This window comes from Myxococcus sp. AB025B, assembly GCF_006518215.1.
GTDB classification, from domain to species: Bacteria; Myxococcota; Myxococcia; order Myxococcales; family Myxococcaceae; genus Myxococcus; species Myxococcus fulvus.
The window spans coordinates 22925-40174 of sequence record NZ_SRLW01000022.1 but is presented as its reverse complement, the minus strand read 5'-3'; the positions used below and the strand labels follow the sequence as shown (position 1 = coordinate 40174).

The following is a 17250-nucleotide window of genomic DNA, read 5'->3' as shown; positions in this document are numbered from 1 at the left end:
CTTGACCAATAACGCGGTTGTCTTTATATACCGGCTTTCGGAAAGGGGCTTCGTTCCGCTATGTCCAACGCACTCGACGTGGACGGCCTGGAGGGCGACGCTCGGGAGGGCAAAGCCAGACGCCTGGCGATTGAGAGCCCCTTCCTCCGTCGGATGCAGCGCAGACACTTCTTCCTGTTCAACGTGGGCCCGTTGCTCGGGACGCTCGCGGCGGTGGGCTGGGCCTTCGTGCGGCCCATCGGCGCGCTGGAGCTGGGGTTGTTCGGGGTGATGTGGCTCATCACCGGGCTGGGTGTGTCGGCGGGCTACCACCGCTTCTTCACGCACCGCTCCTTCAAGGCGCCCACGCCCGTTCGCGTGGCGCTCGCCATCATGGGGAGCATGGCGGCGCTGGGGCCCGTCATCTCCTGGGCGGCCATGCACCGGCGTCACCACCGGCTGGCGGACCGCCCGGGGGACATGCACTCGCCCAACCTGCACGGCGCGGACTTCGGGGGCCGGGTGCGCGGGCTGGTCCACGCGCACTTCACGTGGATGCTCCAGCACGAGTATCCGAACATCGTGCACTACGTGCCCGACCTCCTGGAGGACCGGGCCATCGTCCGCGCCTCGCGCCACTACCAGACGTGGGTGGTGCTGGGGCTCGTCGTGCCGACGGCCATCGGCGCCCTGGTGACGCGGACCTGGGAGGGCGCGCTCGCGGGCTTCCTGTGGGGTGGCGTGGTGCGGATGTTCGTGGTGGCGCAGTCCATCTCCGCGCTGAACTCCATTCTCCACACGCTGGGCTCCCGGCCCTTCCAGCTGAAGGACAACAGCCGCAACAACCCGTTGTTGGGGATGCTCATCTGGGGCGAGGGCTGGCACCACAACCACCACGCCTTCCCCCGGTCCGCCTCGTTCGCCCTCGCCTGGTACCGGGTGGACCTCTCCTACTGGTTCATCCGCCTGCTCGAGAAGCTCGGGCTGGCCACGCACGTCATCGTCCCCACGCCGGAGCAGAAGGAAGCACGCCGCGCCCGCGCGGCCATCAAGGACAGCAACGCCCACCTACAGAGGAACGAAGCGACCCATGGAAGCCAAGGCTCATGACGCGGCGTCGATTCAGTCGTGGTGCATCAACTACGTGGCGAGGATCCTCGACACGCCTCCATCCCGCATCGACCCCAACGTGGAGGTGGAGCGGCTGGGCCTGGACTCGTCCACGGCCGTGGCGTTGATCATGTCCCTGGAGGAGCACCTGGGCATCGAGCTGATGCCGGAGCTGCTCTTCGAGTACCCCACCCTCGCGTCCATCTCCAAGCACCTGGCCACGAAGCTGCCCTCGGCGGCGGGAGGCGCGTGATGGGCAGCCCGGCTCGGGTGGACGAGGCGCCCACCGGCACCGCCGCGGCGCTCCGGGAGCGCGAGGGCGACAAGTACGGCGGCTCACAGGAGGGCATCCAGGCGCACTACGACCACGACGCGCGCTTCTGGGAGCTGGTCCTCGGTCCGACGATGACCTACTCCTGCGCGCTCTTCGAGGACCCGGACGAGCCGCTGGAGCGGGCGCAGATCCGGAAGATCGACTGGCACCTGGCGAGCGCCAACGTGGCCAACGCGCGCACGGTGCTCGACGTGGGGTGCGGCTGGGGCTCGGTGCTGCGGCACACCTCCGCGCGTCCCTCCGTGGAGCGCACGGTGGGCCTCACGCTCAGCCCGCTGCAGGCCGACTACCTGCGCTCGCTGAACCTGCCCCGGGTGGAGGTCCGGGTGGAGAACTGGGCCACGCACGAGCCCGCCCGCCCCTACGACTCCATCATCTCCGTGGGCGCGCTGGAGCACTTCGCCAAGCGCGAGGAGACGCCCGAGGAGAAGGTCGCCGTCTACGCGGACTTCTTCGCGCGCTGCCACAAGTGGCTCACGCCGTCCGGGCGCCTGTCCCTGCAGACCATCGCCTTCGGGGACATGCGGCGCGAGGACGCCAGCGACTTCATGAACCGGGAGATCTTCCCGGACTCGGACCTGCCCTTCCTCGGAGAGATTGTCGCCGCGGCCGAGGGGCTGTTCGAGATCGTCGCCTTCCGCAACGACCGGCTCCACTACGCGCGCACGTATGATCGGTGGGCCACCAACCTGCGCCGCCACCGCGCGGAGGCGGTGAAGCTCGTCGGCGAGGAGACGGTGGCGCGCACGGAGCGCTACTTCAAGCTCACCTCCATGGGCTTCCGCCTGGGCAAGCAGCACCTGCTGCGCTTCATGCTGCGGCCCATCTCGCCCCACTGGTCCGTCAACGGCACCGACCACTGGGGACCCCGGGGCGCCTGAGCCATGTCCATCCACTCACCCTGGCTGCGCCACGCGGAGGGCACGGCTCCGCCCTCGGCGCGCCTGCTGTGCCTGGGCCACGCGGGCGGCGGCGCCTCCAGCTTCAATGGCTGGCGCGCCGTCCTGCCCGACTGGCTGGAGCTGGTGAAGGTCCAGCTCCCAGGCCGCGAGGACCGCAGGGACACGCCGCCGTGTGAGCGGGTGGAAGAGGTCCTGCCTCCGTTGTTCGCCCAGGTGCGCGCGCTGCTGGACCTGCCCCTGGTCATCTACGGGCACAGCATGGGCGCGCTCATCGCCTTCGAGCTGGCGAGCGAGCTGCGTCGCCAGCAGGAGCCCCCGCCGCTGGCGCTCTTCATCTCCGGCCGCCGCGCGCCGCACAAGCCCCTGCGGCCCGCGCACGAGCTGCACACGCTGCCGGAGCTGGCGCTGGTGGACCGGCTCCACGCGCTGGGCGGCATCCCCCCGGGGCTGCTCGGCACCGCGAAGCGCCGCGAGTACTACCTGCCCACCATCCGCGCGGACCTCGCCCTGTCGGACGAGTACGCGTACCGGCGCGAGCCTCCGTTGCCGTTCCCGCTGCACACGTTCATCGGCGAGCACGACAACCTGGTGGTCCGCGAGGACTGGGAGGCCTGGTCCGAGCTGGCGGGCGGCACCTTCACCCGGCGGGTGCTCCCGGGCGGCCACTTCTTCGGCAAGGAGGGCCAGGCCGTGCTCATCACCTCCATCGTGGAGGGCGTCCGCGCGACGCTGTCCGCGTCCACTCCCACGCCTCTGAGGTCCGCATCATGAAGCTCATGCGCGCCGCCTTCGCGGAGGCCATCGGCGAGCCCCTGAAGCTGCGCGAGGTCCCCATCCCCGAGCCCGGCCCCGGCGAGGTGCTGGTGCGAGTCGCCGCCAGCGGCGTGTGCCACACGGACGTGAGCATCCTCGACGGCGAGTGGCCGATGAAGAAGCCCCGCTTCCCGGTGGTGCTGGGCCACGAGGCCACCGGCTACGTCGCGGGCCTGGGCGAGGGCGTGCGCTCGCACAAGGAGGGAGACCGCGTCGGCGTGTTCTGGCTGAACTCCGCCTGCGGCGCGTGCGAGGACTGCGCCACCGACCACGAGCCCTTGTGCGTGCGCCAGGTGGGCACCGGCTACAACGTGAACGGCACCTACGCGGACTACTGCGTGGTGTCCGAGTCCTTCGCCGTGCCGCTGCCGGACGGGCCCTCCCTGGAGGAGCTGGCGCCCATCCTGTGCGCGGGCGTGACGAGCTACAAGGCGCTGAAGACGCTCGGCGCGCGGCCGGACTCGTGGGTCGTCGTCTCCGGCGTGGGCGGCGCGGGGCACCTGGCCATCCAGTACGCGACGGCGCTGGGGTTGAAGGTCGCCGCCGTGGACGTGAGCGCGGAGAAGGCGGCGCTGGCCGAGTCGCTCGGGGCGAGCTTCACCGTCAACGCGGAGAAGGAGTTCCCCGTCAACCGCATCGTCCACCGCACCGGGGGCGGCGCGCATGGCGTGGTGGTCACCACGGGCGCGGCGAAGGCGATGGAGCAAGGCGCGCGGATGCTCCGGCGGGCCGGGACGCTGATGGTGGTCGGCGTGGCGCCGGAGCCCCTGCCCCTGTCCGTGTTCGACCTGGTCATCAAGGGCCTGTCGGTGCGCGGGACGCTCATCGGCACCCGGCAGGACGTGCGCGAGGCGCTGGCGCTGGTGGCCGCCGGCAAGGTGCGGCCGCTGGTGGAGAGCAGGACGCTGGACGACGTCAACGGCGCCATCACCGCGCTGCGCCAGCGGCAGGTCCAGGGACGCCTGGTGTTGAGGATGACGTAGCACGCGGAGGAGCCCCATGGCCCACGTCGAGCAGGTCGCAGGCAAGCGGGACAAGAAGGCGGTGAGCAGCCCGTATCTGCACAAGCTGCAGCGCCGCCACTTCATCCTCTTCGACATCCTCCCCACGCTGGGCACCGTGGGCGCGCTGTGGCTGGCCTTCACCGTCCGGCCGCCCACGGCTCTGGACCTCACCCTGTTCGCGGTGATGTGGGCGCTGACGGGCTTCTCGGTCAGCATCGGCTTCCACCGGCTGTTCACCCATCGCGCCTTCAAGACGAGCACGCCCGTGCGCGTGCTGCTCACCGTCTTCGGCTGCATGGCGGCGCGCAGCTCCATGATCACCTGGACGTCGCAGCACCGGCGCCACCACGAGCTGGCGGACCACGAGGGCGACGTGCACTCGCCCAACCTGTTCGGCCAGACGTGGCGCCTGCGCCTCAAGGGCCTCTGGTACTCGCACTTCAGCTGGATGCTCAAGCACGAGTACCCCAACGTGGTGCACTACGTGCCGGACCTGCTGGCCGACAAGGCCATCATGAAGGCGGACCGGGGCTACCTGCGCTGGGCGGTGCTGGGGCTCGTCCTGCCCGGCGTCATCGCCGGCGCGCTGACGCAGAGCTGGCTGGGTGCGCTCACCGGCTTCTTGTGGGGCGGCGTGGTGCGCCAGTTCGTGGTGGCCCAGCAGGTGTCCGCGCTCAACTCGCTGACGCACATGTTCGGCACGCGGATGTTCAAGATGAAGGACAACCACAGCCACAACAACGCGCTCTTCGGCCTCATCACCTGGGGCGAGGGCTGGCACAACAACCACCACGCGTTCCCGGACTCGGCCAACTTCGGGTTCCGCTGGTACCAGCTGGACCCGGGCTATTGGATCATCCGCGTCATGGAGGCGGTGGGGCTCGTCTGGGACGTGAAGCGTCCGGACGCCGAGCGCATCGCCGGCCGCATCCAGCGCCTGGAGGCGCTCGACGAGCCCGCCGCCGAGCCCACCGCTGGCGCCCGGATGCCGGGCTGAGTCCCCTCTTCCCCACGCTTTGCTTGCGCGAGGCTTCCATGCAGACCCGCTACCCCTCCCTCGTCACCGCGCTGCGCACCCATGCCTCCGACCACCCCGAGGACCGCGCCTACGTCTTCCTCGGCGAGCGCGGGGAGGAGGCCGCCGTCCTGACGTACGCGGAGCTGGACCGACGCGCCACCGCGCTCGCCAGGGTGATGGCCACGAAGGCGGGCCCCGGTGAGCGCGCGCTCCTGGCCTTCCCTCCGGGCCTGGAGTTCCTCGTCGCCTTCTTCGCCTGCCAGTACGCGGGCATCGTGGCGGTGCCCACCATCCTCCCGCGCCAGATGCGCCTGCGCGACTCCAGCATCTCCATCGTCGAGGACTGCGCGCCCAGGCTCGGCCTCACCACCGCCGCGGCCCGCGAGGCCGTGAGCGCCGCCTACGCGCAGGTGCCCGCCGCCCGGAGCATGGAGTGGCTGGGCGTGGAGGCGAACGCCACCGACGACAGCGGGCCGCCGCTCGCGGTGAGGGAGCCGGACCCGAACGCCATCACACTCCTGCAATACACGTCCGGGTCCACGTCGGCGCCCAAGGGGGTGATGGTCAGCCACGGCAACCTGTGCGCGAACGTGGAGATGATCAGCCAGGGCGGCGACCTGTGGCGCCACGCGACGCGCGTCGGGTGGATTCCGATGTACCACGACATGGGGCTCATCTTTAACGCCCTCCAGGGCGCGTACGTCGGCGCGCAGTGCGTGCTGATGTCGCCCCAGGCCTTCGTCGCGCATCCGCTGTCGTGGCCTCGCGCCATCAGCACGTACCGGGCGGAGATGGCCATCGCGCCGAACTTCGCCTACGACCTGTGCCTGGAGAAGTACGACGCGGAGCGGATGAAGGGCACGGACCTGTCGTGCTGGGAGCTGGCGCTCAACGGCGCCGAGCCCGTGCGCGCCAGCACCATCACCCGCTTCGCGGAGGTCTTCGCCGCCCACGGCCTCCCCCGCTTCTCGCCGCGCCCCACCTACGGCATGGCAGAGGCCACCCTTCAAATCTCCGTGGGCAAGCGCGGCAGTCCGCCCCGGCTGTGGAACGTGGGGCGCGAGTCACTGCAGAAGGATCGCGCGCTGGCGCCCGCGCCCGGTGAGCGCTCGCAGGACCTGGTCGGCTGCGGCAGGGCCCTCACCGGCGAGAAGCTGGCCATCGTCGCGCCCGACTCGCACCAGCGGCTTCCCCCCGGGCACGTGGGGGAGATCTGGGTGCACGGCCCCAACGTCGCGCACGGGTACTGGCAGAAAGCGGACGCCACGCGGGAGATCTTCGAGGCCCGCATCGTCGGCGAGGACGGCGCCACGTGGCTGCGCACCGGGGACCTGGGTTGCATGGACGACACCGGCGAGCTGTTCATCACCGGTCGTCTCAAGGACATCCTCATCATCCGGGGCTCCAACTTCTACCCGCAGGACCTGGAGCTGACGGCGGAGAAGAGCCACCCCGCGATCCGCCGCGGACACTCGGCCGCCTTCACGCTGGAGGGCTCCCAGGAGCAGGAGCAGCTGGTCATCGCGTGTGAGGTGCGCGAGGACCAGATCGCCGGCCTGGACGTGGCGGACGTCGTCGGCGCGGTGCGACGCGCGGTGGTCCACGAGCATGAGCTCACCACCTACAAAGTGCTGCTCACGACCTCCGGGGCAATACCGCGCACCACCAGCGGGAAGATACGACGCAAGGCCACCCGTGAGCTCTGGCAGAAGGAGCAGCTGCCCCTCGTCGGTCAGAGCTAGCGGGAGGAGGATGGCATGGGAGCGATTCGACGACTGGAGCCCACCGACCTGCCCGCCGCGGTCCGCATCTGCAACGCGGAGATTGCGCGAGGGGGCTCCACCTGGGGACCGGTGGAGCTGACCGCCGACCAGCTGGGGGCGCGGCTCTCCGGCGGGCCCCGGCCGCTGGAGTCCTGGGTGTGGGAGGACACGCCGGGCGAGCTGGCGGGCTGGGGCGCGCTGACCAGCCACACGCAACGCGACATCTACGACACCATCGCGGAGGTGGCGCTCTTCGTCGATGAGCCCAAGCGCCGCCATGGCATCGGCCGGGAGCTGGCGCAGCACGCGCTGGCCCGGGCACGCGCGCTGGAGCTGCGGGCGCTGGTGGTGCTCGCGCAGCCCACGCCCGCGTTCCTCATCGCGTGGTGTGTGCGCCAGGGCTTCCGCAACGTGGGCTGGCTCAAGGGCGTGGTGCCCGTGGGCGCCGAGTGGCGTGACACCCTCGTCTTCCAGAGGACGCTGACATGATGAGGCCCGCCGAGGAGCGAGACGCGCCCGCGCTGGCGCGCATCTACAATCAGGCGATGAAGCCGGGCATCTACGCCGTCCCGGTGAACAAGCCCGTCACCGCCGAGGACCGCGTCGCGTGGCTCAAGCGCTTCCAGGCGCCCTTCGGCGCGTGGGTCTACGAGACACCGTCCGGTGACGTGCAGGGCTGGTGCTCGCTCATCCCCTTCGCCGTCCGGCCGTCCTACCCGGGCATCGCGGAGATCTCCGCGTACGTGGACGAGACGCATCGCGCGAGCGGCATCGGCGGCCTGCTCCTGGCGTGCCTGGTGTCCGAGGCCCGCAAGCGCGGGCTGCGCTCGCTGGTGTCGCTGGCGTTCGAGAAGAACGTGGTCAGCATCTCCGGCTGTCTGCAGGCGGGCTTCCGGCCCATGGCCCTGCTGCCGGGCGTGGCGACCTTCGGCGACCACTTCGAGAACGTGGCGTGGATCCAGAAGGACCTCCTGGAGGAGGACCCGCCCGCGCTGCGTCACCTGCTGGAGAAGGTTCCATCGAGTCGAGGAGGCGCACGGTGATTCGTTTCGAGGAGACCTTCGTGGGTGACGAGCCGCTGCCCCGGGTCTGGCGCATCACCCAGGGACAGGACGCCTCGCGCGAGCAGATGGTGGACTGGCTGCGCGAGCACAAGGGCGCGCTCAACGCCGCCCGGGACAGACATGGCGCGGTGCTGGTGCGCGGCTTCCAGGCGCTGGACTCCGCGCCGGCCTTCGCGGACGTGCTGGGCGCCATCGCCAATGACTTGATGGAGTACGTGGGCGGCACGGCGCCGCGCAAGGTCGTCCACGGCCGCGTCACCACGGCGTCCGGACTGCCGGGGACGCACTCGCTCGCGCTGCATCAGGAGATGGCCTACCAGGCCAGCCGCCCCGACGCGCTGGCGCTGTTCTGCGAGGTGCCCCCCGACGAGATGGGCGAGACGCCGCTGGCCGACGCGCGGAAGGTGACCGAGCGGCTGGACGCGGGCGTGCGCGCGCGGTTCGACGCCCAGGGGGTCGGCGTGCGGCGCGCCCTGCGCAGCCCGTCCACCGGCGAGGAGAACAGCATCCCCCGTCCCTGGAACCAGGTGTTCCTCACCACGGACCGGGACGAGGTGGAGCGCATCGCGCGCGAGAAGGAATGGAAGGTGGAGTGGCGCCCGGACGAGTCCATGCTGCTGTGGCAGCAGGTGCTCCCCGCCTTCAAGGCCCACCCGCGCACCGGGGAGCGCGTCTGGGCGAACCAGGTCCACTACCACATGCCGGAGTGCATGGTGCGCTGGGCGCTGCGCGATGGCCGCTCCGCGGACGCGGCGGACCTGCGGCGACAGATGGCCGAGACGCCGGAGCTGATGGACCACTGCTTCCACCGCGACGGCACCCGCGTGTCCGCCGAGGACGCGGAGCACGTCTGGGACGTGCTCGAGCAGTCGGAGGTCCCCCTGCGTTGGGAGCGCGGTGACGTGCTGCTGCTCGACAACGTCCTGGCCATGCACGGCCGCCGCCAGTACCGGGGGCAGCGCCGCATCCTCGTCGGGATGATCAAGGACTGACGATGCCTCCCTCCTTCTCCCATCTGGTGGCCTCGCTGAACCTGTCGCAGCCCTTCCCGGGGCGGCGGGAGCTGGAGCGCAAGCGCGGGCGCCCCTACCGGGTCCGGCTGGGCGCCAACGAGTGTCTGTTCGGCGTGTCCCCCGCCGTCTCGCGGGTGCTGGCCACGCGCGGCGGCGAGCTGCCCTACTACTCGGACCCCGCGCAGCTCGAGCTGCGGACGGCGATTGCCCAGGGCCGGGGCCTGACGCACGAGCACGTGGTGGTGGCGGAGGGAATCGAAGGGCTGCTCGGCCTCTTCTCGCGGGCCTACCTGGACCAGGGCGACACCGCGGTGACCTCGCTCGGCGGCTACCCCAGCTTCGACTACTACGTGCGCGGCTGTGGCGGGCGGCTGGTCCACGTGCCGTACACGCGCGCCGGATGGAACGACCTGGACGCGCTGGTCGACGCCGCGCGACGACAGCGCGCGAAGCTGCTGTATCTGGCCAATCCGGACAACCCCACGGGCACGCACCATGGCCCCGCGGAGCTGGAGCGGCTGCTGGACCAGCTCCCCGAGGAGTGCCTGCTGCTGCTCGACGAGGCCTACGTCGAGTTCGCGGACCCGGGCAGCGTGCTCCCCTTCACGCGCAGCCGCCCCAACCTGGTGCGGCTGCGCACGTTCTCCAAGGCCCATGGCCTGGCGGCCGCGCGCGTGGGCTATGCGCTCGCGTCCCCCGAGCAGGTGTCGACGCTGGACCGCATCCGTCAGCACTTCGCGGTGAGTCAGCTCTCCCAGGAGCTGGCGCTGGCGGCCTGGCGGGACGTCGACTTCCTGGGCCAGGTGATTGGCGCGACGCGCGAGGGACGGGAGCACTACGCCGAGCTGGCCCGGCGCGTGGGCGCGACGGCGCTCCCCAGCTCCGCCAACTTCGTGAGCTTCGACTTCGGCGGAACCACGCGGGCCCGAGCGGTCGCGCGCTGGCTGGACGAGAAGGACATCCTCGTGCGCCATCCCTCGGAGCCCTTCGGTCAGCTCGTGCGAATCACCGTGGGGCCGCTGGCGGCCCGCGAGCTGCTGGCGGAGGCGCTCGCCTCCGTCCCGAATCCCTGACGCGCCCGCTCACTCCGGGCGGTGGAGCTCGAACACCTTGCCCGGATTGAGGATGCCATGCGGGTCCAGGGCGTGCTTGAGCACGCGCATCACGGCCAGCTCGGCCTCGCTCCGCGAGCGCCACAGGTGCCCCTTCTTGAGCAGCCCGATTCCGTGCTCCGCGGAGACCGAGCTCGTCTGCCGCTCCAGCGTCCCATAGACGATGTCGTCGACGTCGCCGTGCGCGTCCGAGCCTCCCGCGCCGATGGACAGGTGCAGGTTCCCATCCGCGAGGTGTCCGAAGACATGGCAGTGGTGCGCGGCGCCGAAGCGCTCCGCGAGCCGCGCCTTCACCCGCGCGACATAGTCCTCCATCGCGTCGAGGGGCAGGCTGACGTCGTAGGAGAAGACGGGGCCGGTGCGCTTGAGCGGGTCCAGCTCCTCGCGCAGGCTCCACATCTCGCGGCGCTGCGCGGCGCTGGTGGCCACCGCCGAGTGGGCGAGGAGCCCCTGCGCCTGTGCCTGGGCCAGGGCCGACAGCAGCGTCTCGCCGCCCTCCTCCGCCCGGGGCCCCATGGTCTCCACCAGCACGTAGTACTCACACCCCGCGGGGAGGATGGGCCGGCCACGCGAGGGAGGCGTGGTCATCAAGTCGTAGAACGAGCGCCACATCACCTCGAACGAGGTGAGCTCGCCCTGGAGGCTCGCCTCCATCACCCCGAGGAAGCGGGCCAGGCGCTCGAAGCCGTCCACCGCCACCAGCGCCGTGTGGTGCCCCCGGGGCAGCGGCCGCAGCCGCAGCACCACCCGCGTCACCAGGCCCAGCGTGCCCTCCGAGCCGATGAACAGGTGCTTCAGGTCATAGCCCGCGTTGTTCTTGAGCATCTTCCCGCGCGAGTCCACCACGGTGCCGTCGGCCAGCACCGCCTCCAGGCCCAGCACCGCCTCCCGCATCATCCCGAAGCGCAGGACGCGCGTGCCGCCCGCGTTCGTGGCCACGGTGCCTCCCACGGTGGCGCTGCCGCGAGCCCCCAGGTCCACGGGCACCATCAACCCCACCTCCTCCGCCGCCTCCTGCGCCGCCTGCAACGGCACTCCGGCCTGCGCCGTCAGGCAGCGATTGAGGACATCCACCTCCTCGATGCGCCGCATCCGGTCGAACGCGAGCGCCACCTCGTCCACCCCGCACACGGCGCCGTGCACCAGCCCCGTCAGCCCCCCCTGCGCGACCACGGGCCGACGGGCCTGATGACACAGCGCGAGCACCCGGCTCACGTCCTCGGTGTCACGGGGCAGCAACAGCACGGATGACCGGCTCCCCGGCGCCATCCGCCGGGTGGCATCCCCCCCCGTCAAGACAGACTCCGGTCCGATGGACTGCCGCAACCGAGCAATCAATGACTCCATGGCTGCTCTCTCCAAAAGAAGACACTCCGCCCCGGGCGACGCATTGACCGTGACAATCCTTTACAATAGCATCCTCCAACTTTCCGGGAGGGACTCATGGCGAATGGGCGGCCTGGGGCTTCCGCGGACTCCGTCTACAAGCAATTGGAGTCCGCCTACAACGCATTCATGCTCGAACTGGGAGGGTCCTCGAACGAGGCCCAGCGGCGGGTCTTCATGGCGGCGCAGCAACCCTGGGACGGTGGCAAGGATTACGCCACGGCCCACGCGGAGCATCGCCAGCGGATCGACGACGCCTGGAAGGACGTCGACCTCACCCAGCGTTATCTGAATGCATTGAAGGATTACAAGTCCGCGGTCGAGAAGGTCATGGCCAACACGGATGTCCATGCCCTGGACTCGATTGCGCTGATGGCCTGGTCACAGACCTTTCATCACATCGCCATGTATGGCTATTGGCTGAACGACCCGGGGGTGCTGGGGAAGGGCGACACTCCCTCGGGAGGTGCTGAGCGCATCGAGCCGGATCCCAGCAGGAAGCCCACGCCGCCCGCCGCTCCCCCGAAGTAGCCCGAGCGCGCTCCGTGAGCCGCACGGTGCTGATGTTCGGAGTGGAGAGCCTCCTGGGCAGCCACCTGGTGGCGGACGCGTTGTTGTCGCCCCGGGAGCCGGGAGAGCTCATCCATTGTGGGGTGTCGAGCCCGCCGCTCCCGGGAGCCCGCACGGGGCCCCTGGAGGCCATCCGTCACGCCGCGAGACACCTCGCGCCGACGATGTCGGAGGGCGTCCGCGAGGAGCTGCTGGCCACGCGCCTGCGCTGGGTCGTTCCAGGGGAGTGGGACGCGCCGGTGGACGAGCTGTGGTGTCTGTCTTCGGCGGCCCTGGAGGCGTTGCCTCGCTCGCGCATCGGCGAGCTGAACCTGGTGAGCCAACCCTCCGTGTCGACGGTGGAGCTGGAGCGCCAGCTCGCGGGACCATGCGGGGCACGGGACATCCCCTGGCGGCTGTTCCGCCCGGGGCTCCTGCTGGGCGTGCCCTCCGAGGAAGGCACGGGCTGGAGTGAAGGACTGCTGCCGCTGCTCTCGGTCCTGCACACGCTGAAGCACGAGGTCGAGGAGCGTGCCCCCGAGTACTTCGACCACCACGCGCTGCGGGTGCGCGCCCCCATCGACGCGCAACTGAGCATCCTGCCGGTCCACCACGCCGTGAAGCTGTCGCGCGGACTGGCGAGCCGTCCCGACACCCGAGGCCGAGTCCTCGACCTCGTCGCGCCCGTGCCCCTTCCCTTCGCGGAGCTCTGCGAGCACCTGGGCCTGGAGTATGGGCTGAGCCTGCTCGCCGTCGGTCAGCACGAATCCCTGGCGCCCGTGGACCGGCTGTTCCAGCTGCGGCTCCGGGACTTCGAGCGACACCTGCACGTGTCACCACCTCGGGGCTCCGAGCCGCTCCACGCCTTCCCGGGCTTGGAGCCGCGAGCGCTGACGATGGAGTCCAGGGCCTGGCGGTCGATGTTCCGCGCCGTGAGGACGGCCCAGGACGCGGCCCACGCGGAGCGGCGGCGGCGGGTCGACACGCTCTGGTCCTCGCTGCGACGCTCGACCGTGGCCGTCGGTGGCGACTCGGAGCTGACGTGCCTCTCCGGAGGCACGGGTGAGCCCCCGGTGGTCATCCTCAATGCGTTGGGACAGGGCCTGCGCTACTGGGCGCGGCTGGTGGAGCGACTGCTCTCCACGGGACGCCGCGTCCTGCTCTGGGAGCCACGGGAAGCGGCGCGCCCTCTGCTCCTCGAGGACCAGGTGAAGGACCTGGAGGCGGTGCTCGACGCGGAGGGTGTCTCGCGCTGCCACCTGGTGGGCTGGTGCACCGGCGCCTCGGTGGCGGTGGAGTTCAGCCTCCGGCACCCGGACGCCGTCGTCTCGTCGGTGTTCCTCAACCCGTCGTTCAAGTGCGACGGCGGCCCGAAGGAGCTGGACACCGACTACGAGGAGACGCTGGAGCCGCTGTTCCGGATGCTCGACCGGCGCCCCGCGATGGTGTCCTCGGTGATGAACTCCCTGCGGACCCGCGCGAGCGCGCCCCCGCCCGAGTCCACCGAGGTCCTCACCCTGATGAACCGGGATCTCGAGACGGAGGTGCTGGCGCCGTTCCGGACGGAGGCGTCGACGCTCGACTACGCCCGGCAGCTCATCGACTTCTGGGCCTATGACGTCCGGGCCCGGGCCCGGGAGGTCCGCGTGCCCGTGCTGCTGTTGGGAGGAGCGCTGGACCGGGTGGCCTCGTCCGCGGCGGCCCGTGACGTGGCTCGGCGCTTCGCCGACGGACGCTACCTGGAGGTCCACGCGGGCACGCACTACTGCCTCTATGACTGCCCCGCGCTCGTCGCCGAGGTGATGGAGCGGTTCTTCGCGGACCCGCGCCAGGTGGATGGCCTGTCCGGAGAAGTGGAGCGCGTGACATGAGCCAGCGCGTCGGCGAGCGCATCGCCAACCTCTCACCCGAGAAGCGCGCCCTGCTGGAGCGTCGCCTGCTCAAGCCCACCGCCGCGCCAGACCGCATCCCGAGGCGTCCCGCGGACTCCGGTCCACCGCCGCTGTCCTTCGCGCAGCAGCGACTGTGGTTCCTGGAGCAGTTGGAGCCGGGCAATCCGTTCTACAACCTGCCGCTCGCCACGCGCTTCCGGGGCCTGCTCTGGCCCTCCAGGTTGGAGGAGGCGCTGAACGAGGTGGTGCGCCGTCACGAGGTGCTCCGGACCACGTTCGTCCTCCAGGACGGAGAGCCGACCCAGCACGTGGCGGCGCACCGCGCGCTCACGTTGCCGGTGGTCGACCTGAGCGAGCTTCCCCCCGAGCAACGAGAAGCGGAGGCCGCGCGACGCACCGCCCTCGAGGCCCACCGCCCGTTCCGCCTCACCGAGGAGCCGCCGCTGCGCGCCACCCTCTTCCGACTGGCCGAGGACGACCACGTGCTGGTGCTGGGCATGCACCACATCGTCTCGGATGGCTGGTCGATGGGCGTGCTCGCGCGCGAGGTCTCCGCGCTGTATGCCGCGTTCAGCGCCGGCCAGCCCTCACCGCTCCCGGAGCTGCCCATCCAGTACGCGGACTTCGCGGTGTGGCAGCGCGACTGGCTGCGCGGCGACGTGCTGCGACGGCACCTCTCCTACTGGAAGCAGCGGCTGGCGGGGATGCCCACGCTGCTGGACCTGCCCACGGACCGGCCGCGCCCCCCGGTGCAGGTGTTCCGAGGCGCCACGTACACCCTCCCGATTCAGGCCTCCACGGTGGAGGGGCTGCGCGCCGTGGGCCGCGAGCTCAACGCCACGCTCTTCATGTCGCTGCTGGCGGCGGTGGAGGTGCTGCTCCAGCGCTACAGCCGACAGACGAACGTGGTGGTGGGCGCGCCCATCGCCAATCGGACCCGGGTGGAGACGGAGGGGTTGATCGGCTTCTTCGTCAACACGCTGGTCCTGCGCGTGGACCTGTCCGGGGACCCGACCTTCCGTGAGCTGGTGGCCCGCGTGAGGGACGTGACGCTGGAGGCCTTCGCGCACCAGGAGCTCCCCTTCGACCGTCTGGTGGAGGAGCTCCAGCCCGAGCGCAACCTGTCCCACAACCCGCTCTTCCAGGTGATGTTCATCCTGCAGAACGCGCAGGCGAACCTGGAGATGAGCACCCGCTTCGCCGCGCCGCAGTTCAGCGCCGGGACGTCGAAGTTCGACCTCACCGTGTGCGCCATGGAGACGACGGACGGCGGGCTGCTCATGGCCCTGGAGTACAACACCAGCCTGTTCGACGCGCCCACCGTGGTGAGCCTCGCGGAGAACCTCCAGGCCCTCCTGGCGAGCGCGGCGTCTCATCCGGAGCGGCGCATCTCGCGGCTCTCGATGAGCCCTCGTGTCGAGGCGCCCGACGTCCCGCCTGTCGATGATGATGCGCCGGACTTCGACCTGCTCCATCAGCTCTGTGAGCGACAGGCGAGGCTCCGCCCGGAGGCGCTCGCGCTGGAGTCACCCGGACGCACGCTCACCTATGGCCAGCTCAATGCCCGGTCGAACCAGCTGGCGCGACGACTGCGCGCTCTGGGCGTCGGCCCGGAGGTTCCTGTCAGCGTGTGCCTGGAGCGCTCACCGTACCTGGTCGTCGTCGTGCTGGCCCTCTGGAAGGCCGGGGGCGTCTACGTCCCGATGGACCCGGCGCATCCCCAGGACCGCATGGCGTATGTGCTGGAGGACTCGGGAGCGCGGCTCCTCGTGACGGAGGAGGCGCTATGCGAGCGGTTGCCGCCCTTCTCGGGAACACGGCTCACGGTGGACTCGCTCTGGGGCGCGCTGGAGGAGGAGGACCCGAGCGACCTGCGTCCCCAGGCCACACCGGACAACCTGGCGTATGTCATCTACACCTCCGGCTCCACGGGGCGCCCCAAGGGCGTGGCGGTGGCCCACCGCACCGTGTGCAACGCGGCCGAGGCCGAGCAGCGCCTCTTCGACCTGCCACCCTCGGCCCGCATCCTCCAGTTCTCCGCGTGGACCTTCGATGTCTCGCTGTTCGAGCTGCTGATGGCGCTGCGCTCGGGTGGGACGCTCTATCTGGCGCCGACGAAGGCGCTGCTGCCTGGAGCCCCGCTGTTGGAGCTGCTGAAGGAGCAGCGCATCCACGCCGTCACGCTGCCCCCTTCCTCGCTGGCCGCGCTGCCCTGGGCGGAGCTTCCCGAGCTGCGGGTGATGGTGGTGGGCGGAGAGGCCTGTCCGCTGGAGCTGGTGACGCGCTGGGGACGCGGACGGCGACTGTTCAACGTCTACGGTCCCACCGAGGGCTCCATCTGGAGCACCTGCACGCTGTGCCCCGAGGACCTCCAGGTCACACCGCCCATCGGCAGGTCACTGCCTCGGGTCCGCACGTATGTCCTGGACACGAACCTGGAGCCCGTCCCGCCCGGGGTTCCGGGTGAGCTGTATCTGGGGGGCGCGTGTGTCTCGCGCGGCTATCACCGACGGCCGGACCTCACGGGGGAGCGCTTCCTGCCGGACCCCTTCTCCACCGAGCCCGGCGCGCGCATGTACCGCACCGGCGACGTGGTGCGCCGTCAGCGCGAGGGCGACCTGTGCTTCGTGGGACGCGCGGACGAGATGGTGAAGGTCCGCGGCTACCGGATTGAGCCCGCGGAGGTCGAAGCGGCCCTGTTGAGCCGACCCGAGGTGCAGGCCGCCGCGGTGGTGGCCGAGCGCACCGGCACCGATGGCGCGCGCCTGCTCGCATATGTCGTCCCCAAGGAGGGGCAGTCGGTCGACCCGGCGAACCTGCGGGGAGCGCTCCGGCGAGCGCTGCCGGAGTACATGGTCCCCGCCGCGTTCATTCCGCTGGAGTCACTGCCCAGGACCTCTCACGGGAAGCTGGACCGCCGAGCGCTTCCCGCAGTGAGTCGGGATGCGCTCGCCCGGGCACGCGCGGAGCCGGTCGCGCCCCGCACCGCCACCGAGGCCCTGGTGGCGCGCGTGTGGGGCGAGGTCCTGGAGCTTCAGCGCGTCGGCGTGCTCGATGACTTCTTCGACCTGGGGGGCCACTCGTTGCTGGCCACCCGCATCGTGTCCCGACTGTCCGCCGCGGCCGGGGTGGAGCTCCCGCTGCGCACCCTCTTCGAGCGGCCCACGGTGGCCGCGCTGGCGCAGGCGCTCGACACCTCGCGAGACAGCGGCGCGAAGTCCACCGAGCCGGCCCTCCTGCCGCTCGACAGGCAGGCACGACGCATCCCCATCCCCGTCGTCGGAAAGGACGCGCCCACCTCGGGGGTATGA

The 17250-nt window shown here is 70.8% G+C and carries 15 protein-coding genes; 14 read left to right on the top strand and 1 reads right to left on the bottom strand.

Features of this window, described 5'->3' with window-relative positions:
- Positions 1–60 precede the first annotated feature (60 nt).
- From FL311_RS05935 to FL311_RS05885, 11 genes are read left to right on the top strand one after another with little or no spacing between them, the layout of a single operon-like run.
- Positions 61–1089 carry an acyl-CoA desaturase gene (locus tag FL311_RS05935; protein WP_223748731.1) on the top strand — a complete coding sequence of 343 codons (1029 nt, stop codon included), beginning with the start codon at positions 61–63 and terminating at the stop codon, positions 1087–1089.
- Entirely contained in the window at positions 1070–1342 is a 273-nt protein-coding gene (locus tag FL311_RS05930; protein ID WP_141323960.1) for an acyl carrier protein, read from the top strand. Before FL311_RS05935 ends, FL311_RS05930 begins: the two co-directional genes overlap by 20 nt.
- Positions 1342–2304 carry a cyclopropane-fatty-acyl-phospholipid synthase family protein gene (locus FL311_RS05925; RefSeq protein ID WP_141323959.1) on the top strand — a complete coding sequence of 321 codons (963 nt, stop codon included), beginning with the start codon at positions 1342–1344 and terminating at the stop codon, positions 2302–2304. Before FL311_RS05930 ends, FL311_RS05925 begins: the two co-directional genes overlap by 1 nt.
- Positions 2305–2307: 3 nt before the next feature.
- Positions 2308–3096, top strand: a complete 789-nt coding sequence (locus tag FL311_RS05920; protein ID WP_141323958.1) for a thioesterase II family protein — start codon at positions 2308–2310, stop codon at positions 3094–3096.
- Positions 3093–4121: a zinc-dependent alcohol dehydrogenase gene (locus tag FL311_RS05915; protein WP_141323957.1), complete on the top strand. Its 1029-nt coding sequence runs from the start codon at positions 3093–3095 to the stop codon at positions 4119–4121. Before FL311_RS05920 ends, FL311_RS05915 begins: the two co-directional genes overlap by 4 nt.
- A 16-nt stretch (positions 4122–4137) precedes the next feature.
- Complete coding sequence (locus FL311_RS05910; protein WP_141323956.1) at positions 4138–5139, top strand: acyl-CoA desaturase; 1002 nt, start codon at positions 4138–4140, stop codon at positions 5137–5139.
- Positions 5140–5177: 38 nt separating this feature from the next.
- Positions 5178–6902, top strand: coding sequence for a fatty acyl-AMP ligase (locus FL311_RS05905; protein ID WP_141323955.1), 1725 nt, complete (start codon positions 5178–5180; stop codon positions 6900–6902).
- 15 nt (positions 6903–6917) lie between these two features.
- Positions 6918–7412, top strand: a complete 495-nt coding sequence (locus tag FL311_RS05900) for a GNAT family N-acetyltransferase (protein ID WP_141323954.1) — start codon at positions 6918–6920, stop codon at positions 7410–7412.
- Positions 7409–7966, top strand: a complete 558-nt coding sequence (locus FL311_RS05895) for a GNAT family N-acetyltransferase (protein ID WP_141323953.1) — start codon at positions 7409–7411, stop codon at positions 7964–7966. The genes FL311_RS05900 and FL311_RS05895 overlap by 4 nt, the downstream gene beginning before the upstream one ends.
- The gene (locus FL311_RS05890; protein WP_141323952.1) at positions 7963–8979 is read left to right on the top strand and encodes a TauD/TfdA family dioxygenase; all 1017 of its coding nucleotides are present in this window, start codon (positions 7963–7965) and stop codon (positions 8977–8979) included. The genes FL311_RS05895 and FL311_RS05890 overlap by 4 nt, the downstream gene beginning before the upstream one ends.
- A 2-nt stretch (positions 8980–8981) precedes the next feature.
- Entirely contained in the window at positions 8982–10073 is a 1092-nt protein-coding gene (locus FL311_RS05885) for an aminotransferase class I/II-fold pyridoxal phosphate-dependent enzyme (RefSeq protein ID WP_141323951.1), read from the top strand.
- Between the two features lie 9 nt (positions 10074–10082).
- Here FL311_RS05885 and FL311_RS05880 read toward each other — a convergent pair whose 3' ends face one another.
- Positions 10083–11357, bottom strand: coding sequence for an FAD-binding oxidoreductase (locus tag FL311_RS05880; protein WP_228556691.1), 1275 nt, complete (start codon positions 11355–11357; stop codon positions 10083–10085).
- 198 nt (positions 11358–11555) lie between these two features.
- On the opposite strand from FL311_RS05880, the gene FL311_RS05875 reads away from it, so the two are divergent.
- From FL311_RS05875 to FL311_RS05865, 3 genes are read left to right on the top strand one after another with little or no spacing between them, the layout of a single operon-like run.
- Entirely contained in the window at positions 11556–12029 is a 474-nt protein-coding gene (locus tag FL311_RS05875) for a hypothetical protein (protein WP_141323949.1), read from the top strand.
- A 14-nt stretch (positions 12030–12043) separates the two neighbouring features.
- The gene (locus FL311_RS05870) at positions 12044–13918 is read left to right on the top strand and encodes an alpha/beta fold hydrolase (RefSeq protein ID WP_141323948.1); all 1875 of its coding nucleotides are present in this window, start codon (positions 12044–12046) and stop codon (positions 13916–13918) included.
- Positions 13915–17250, top strand: a complete 3336-nt coding sequence (locus FL311_RS05865; protein ID WP_141323947.1) for a non-ribosomal peptide synthetase — start codon at positions 13915–13917, stop codon at positions 17248–17250. The genes FL311_RS05870 and FL311_RS05865 overlap by 4 nt, the downstream gene beginning before the upstream one ends.

Excerpts from the sequence above, each read along its gene's own strand:
- FL311_RS05910 (WP_141323956.1), top strand. The coding sequence starts at position 4,138 with ATGGCCCACGTCGAGCAGGTCGCAGGCAAGCGGGACAAGAAGGCGGTG.
- FL311_RS05885 (WP_141323951.1), top strand. The coding sequence starts at position 8,982 with ATGCCTCCCTCCTTCTCCCATCTGGTGGCCTCGCTGAACCTGTCGCAG.
- FL311_RS05920 (WP_141323958.1), top strand. The coding sequence starts at position 2,308 with ATGTCCATCCACTCACCCTGGCTGCGCCACGCGGAGGGCACGGCTCCG.
- FL311_RS05905 (WP_141323955.1), top strand. The coding sequence starts at position 5,178 with ATGCAGACCCGCTACCCCTCCCTCGTCACCGCGCTGCGCACCCATGCC.
- FL311_RS05875 (WP_141323949.1), top strand. The coding sequence starts at position 11,556 with ATGGCGAATGGGCGGCCTGGGGCTTCCGCGGACTCCGTCTACAAGCAA.
- FL311_RS05935 (WP_223748731.1), top strand. The coding sequence starts at position 61 with ATGTCCAACGCACTCGACGTGGACGGCCTGGAGGGCGACGCTCGGGAG.
- FL311_RS05925 (WP_141323959.1), top strand. The coding sequence starts at position 1,342 with ATGGGCAGCCCGGCTCGGGTGGACGAGGCGCCCACCGGCACCGCCGCG.
- FL311_RS05915 (WP_141323957.1), top strand. The coding sequence starts at position 3,093 with ATGAAGCTCATGCGCGCCGCCTTCGCGGAGGCCATCGGCGAGCCCCTG.
- FL311_RS05900 (WP_141323954.1), top strand. The coding sequence starts at position 6,918 with ATGGGAGCGATTCGACGACTGGAGCCCACCGACCTGCCCGCCGCGGTC.
- FL311_RS05865 (WP_141323947.1), top strand. The coding sequence starts at position 13,915 with ATGAGCCAGCGCGTCGGCGAGCGCATCGCCAACCTCTCACCCGAGAAG.
- FL311_RS05930 (WP_141323960.1), top strand. The coding sequence starts at position 1,070 with ATGGAAGCCAAGGCTCATGACGCGGCGTCGATTCAGTCGTGGTGCATC.
- FL311_RS05895 (WP_141323953.1), top strand. The coding sequence starts at position 7,409 with ATGATGAGGCCCGCCGAGGAGCGAGACGCGCCCGCGCTGGCGCGCATC.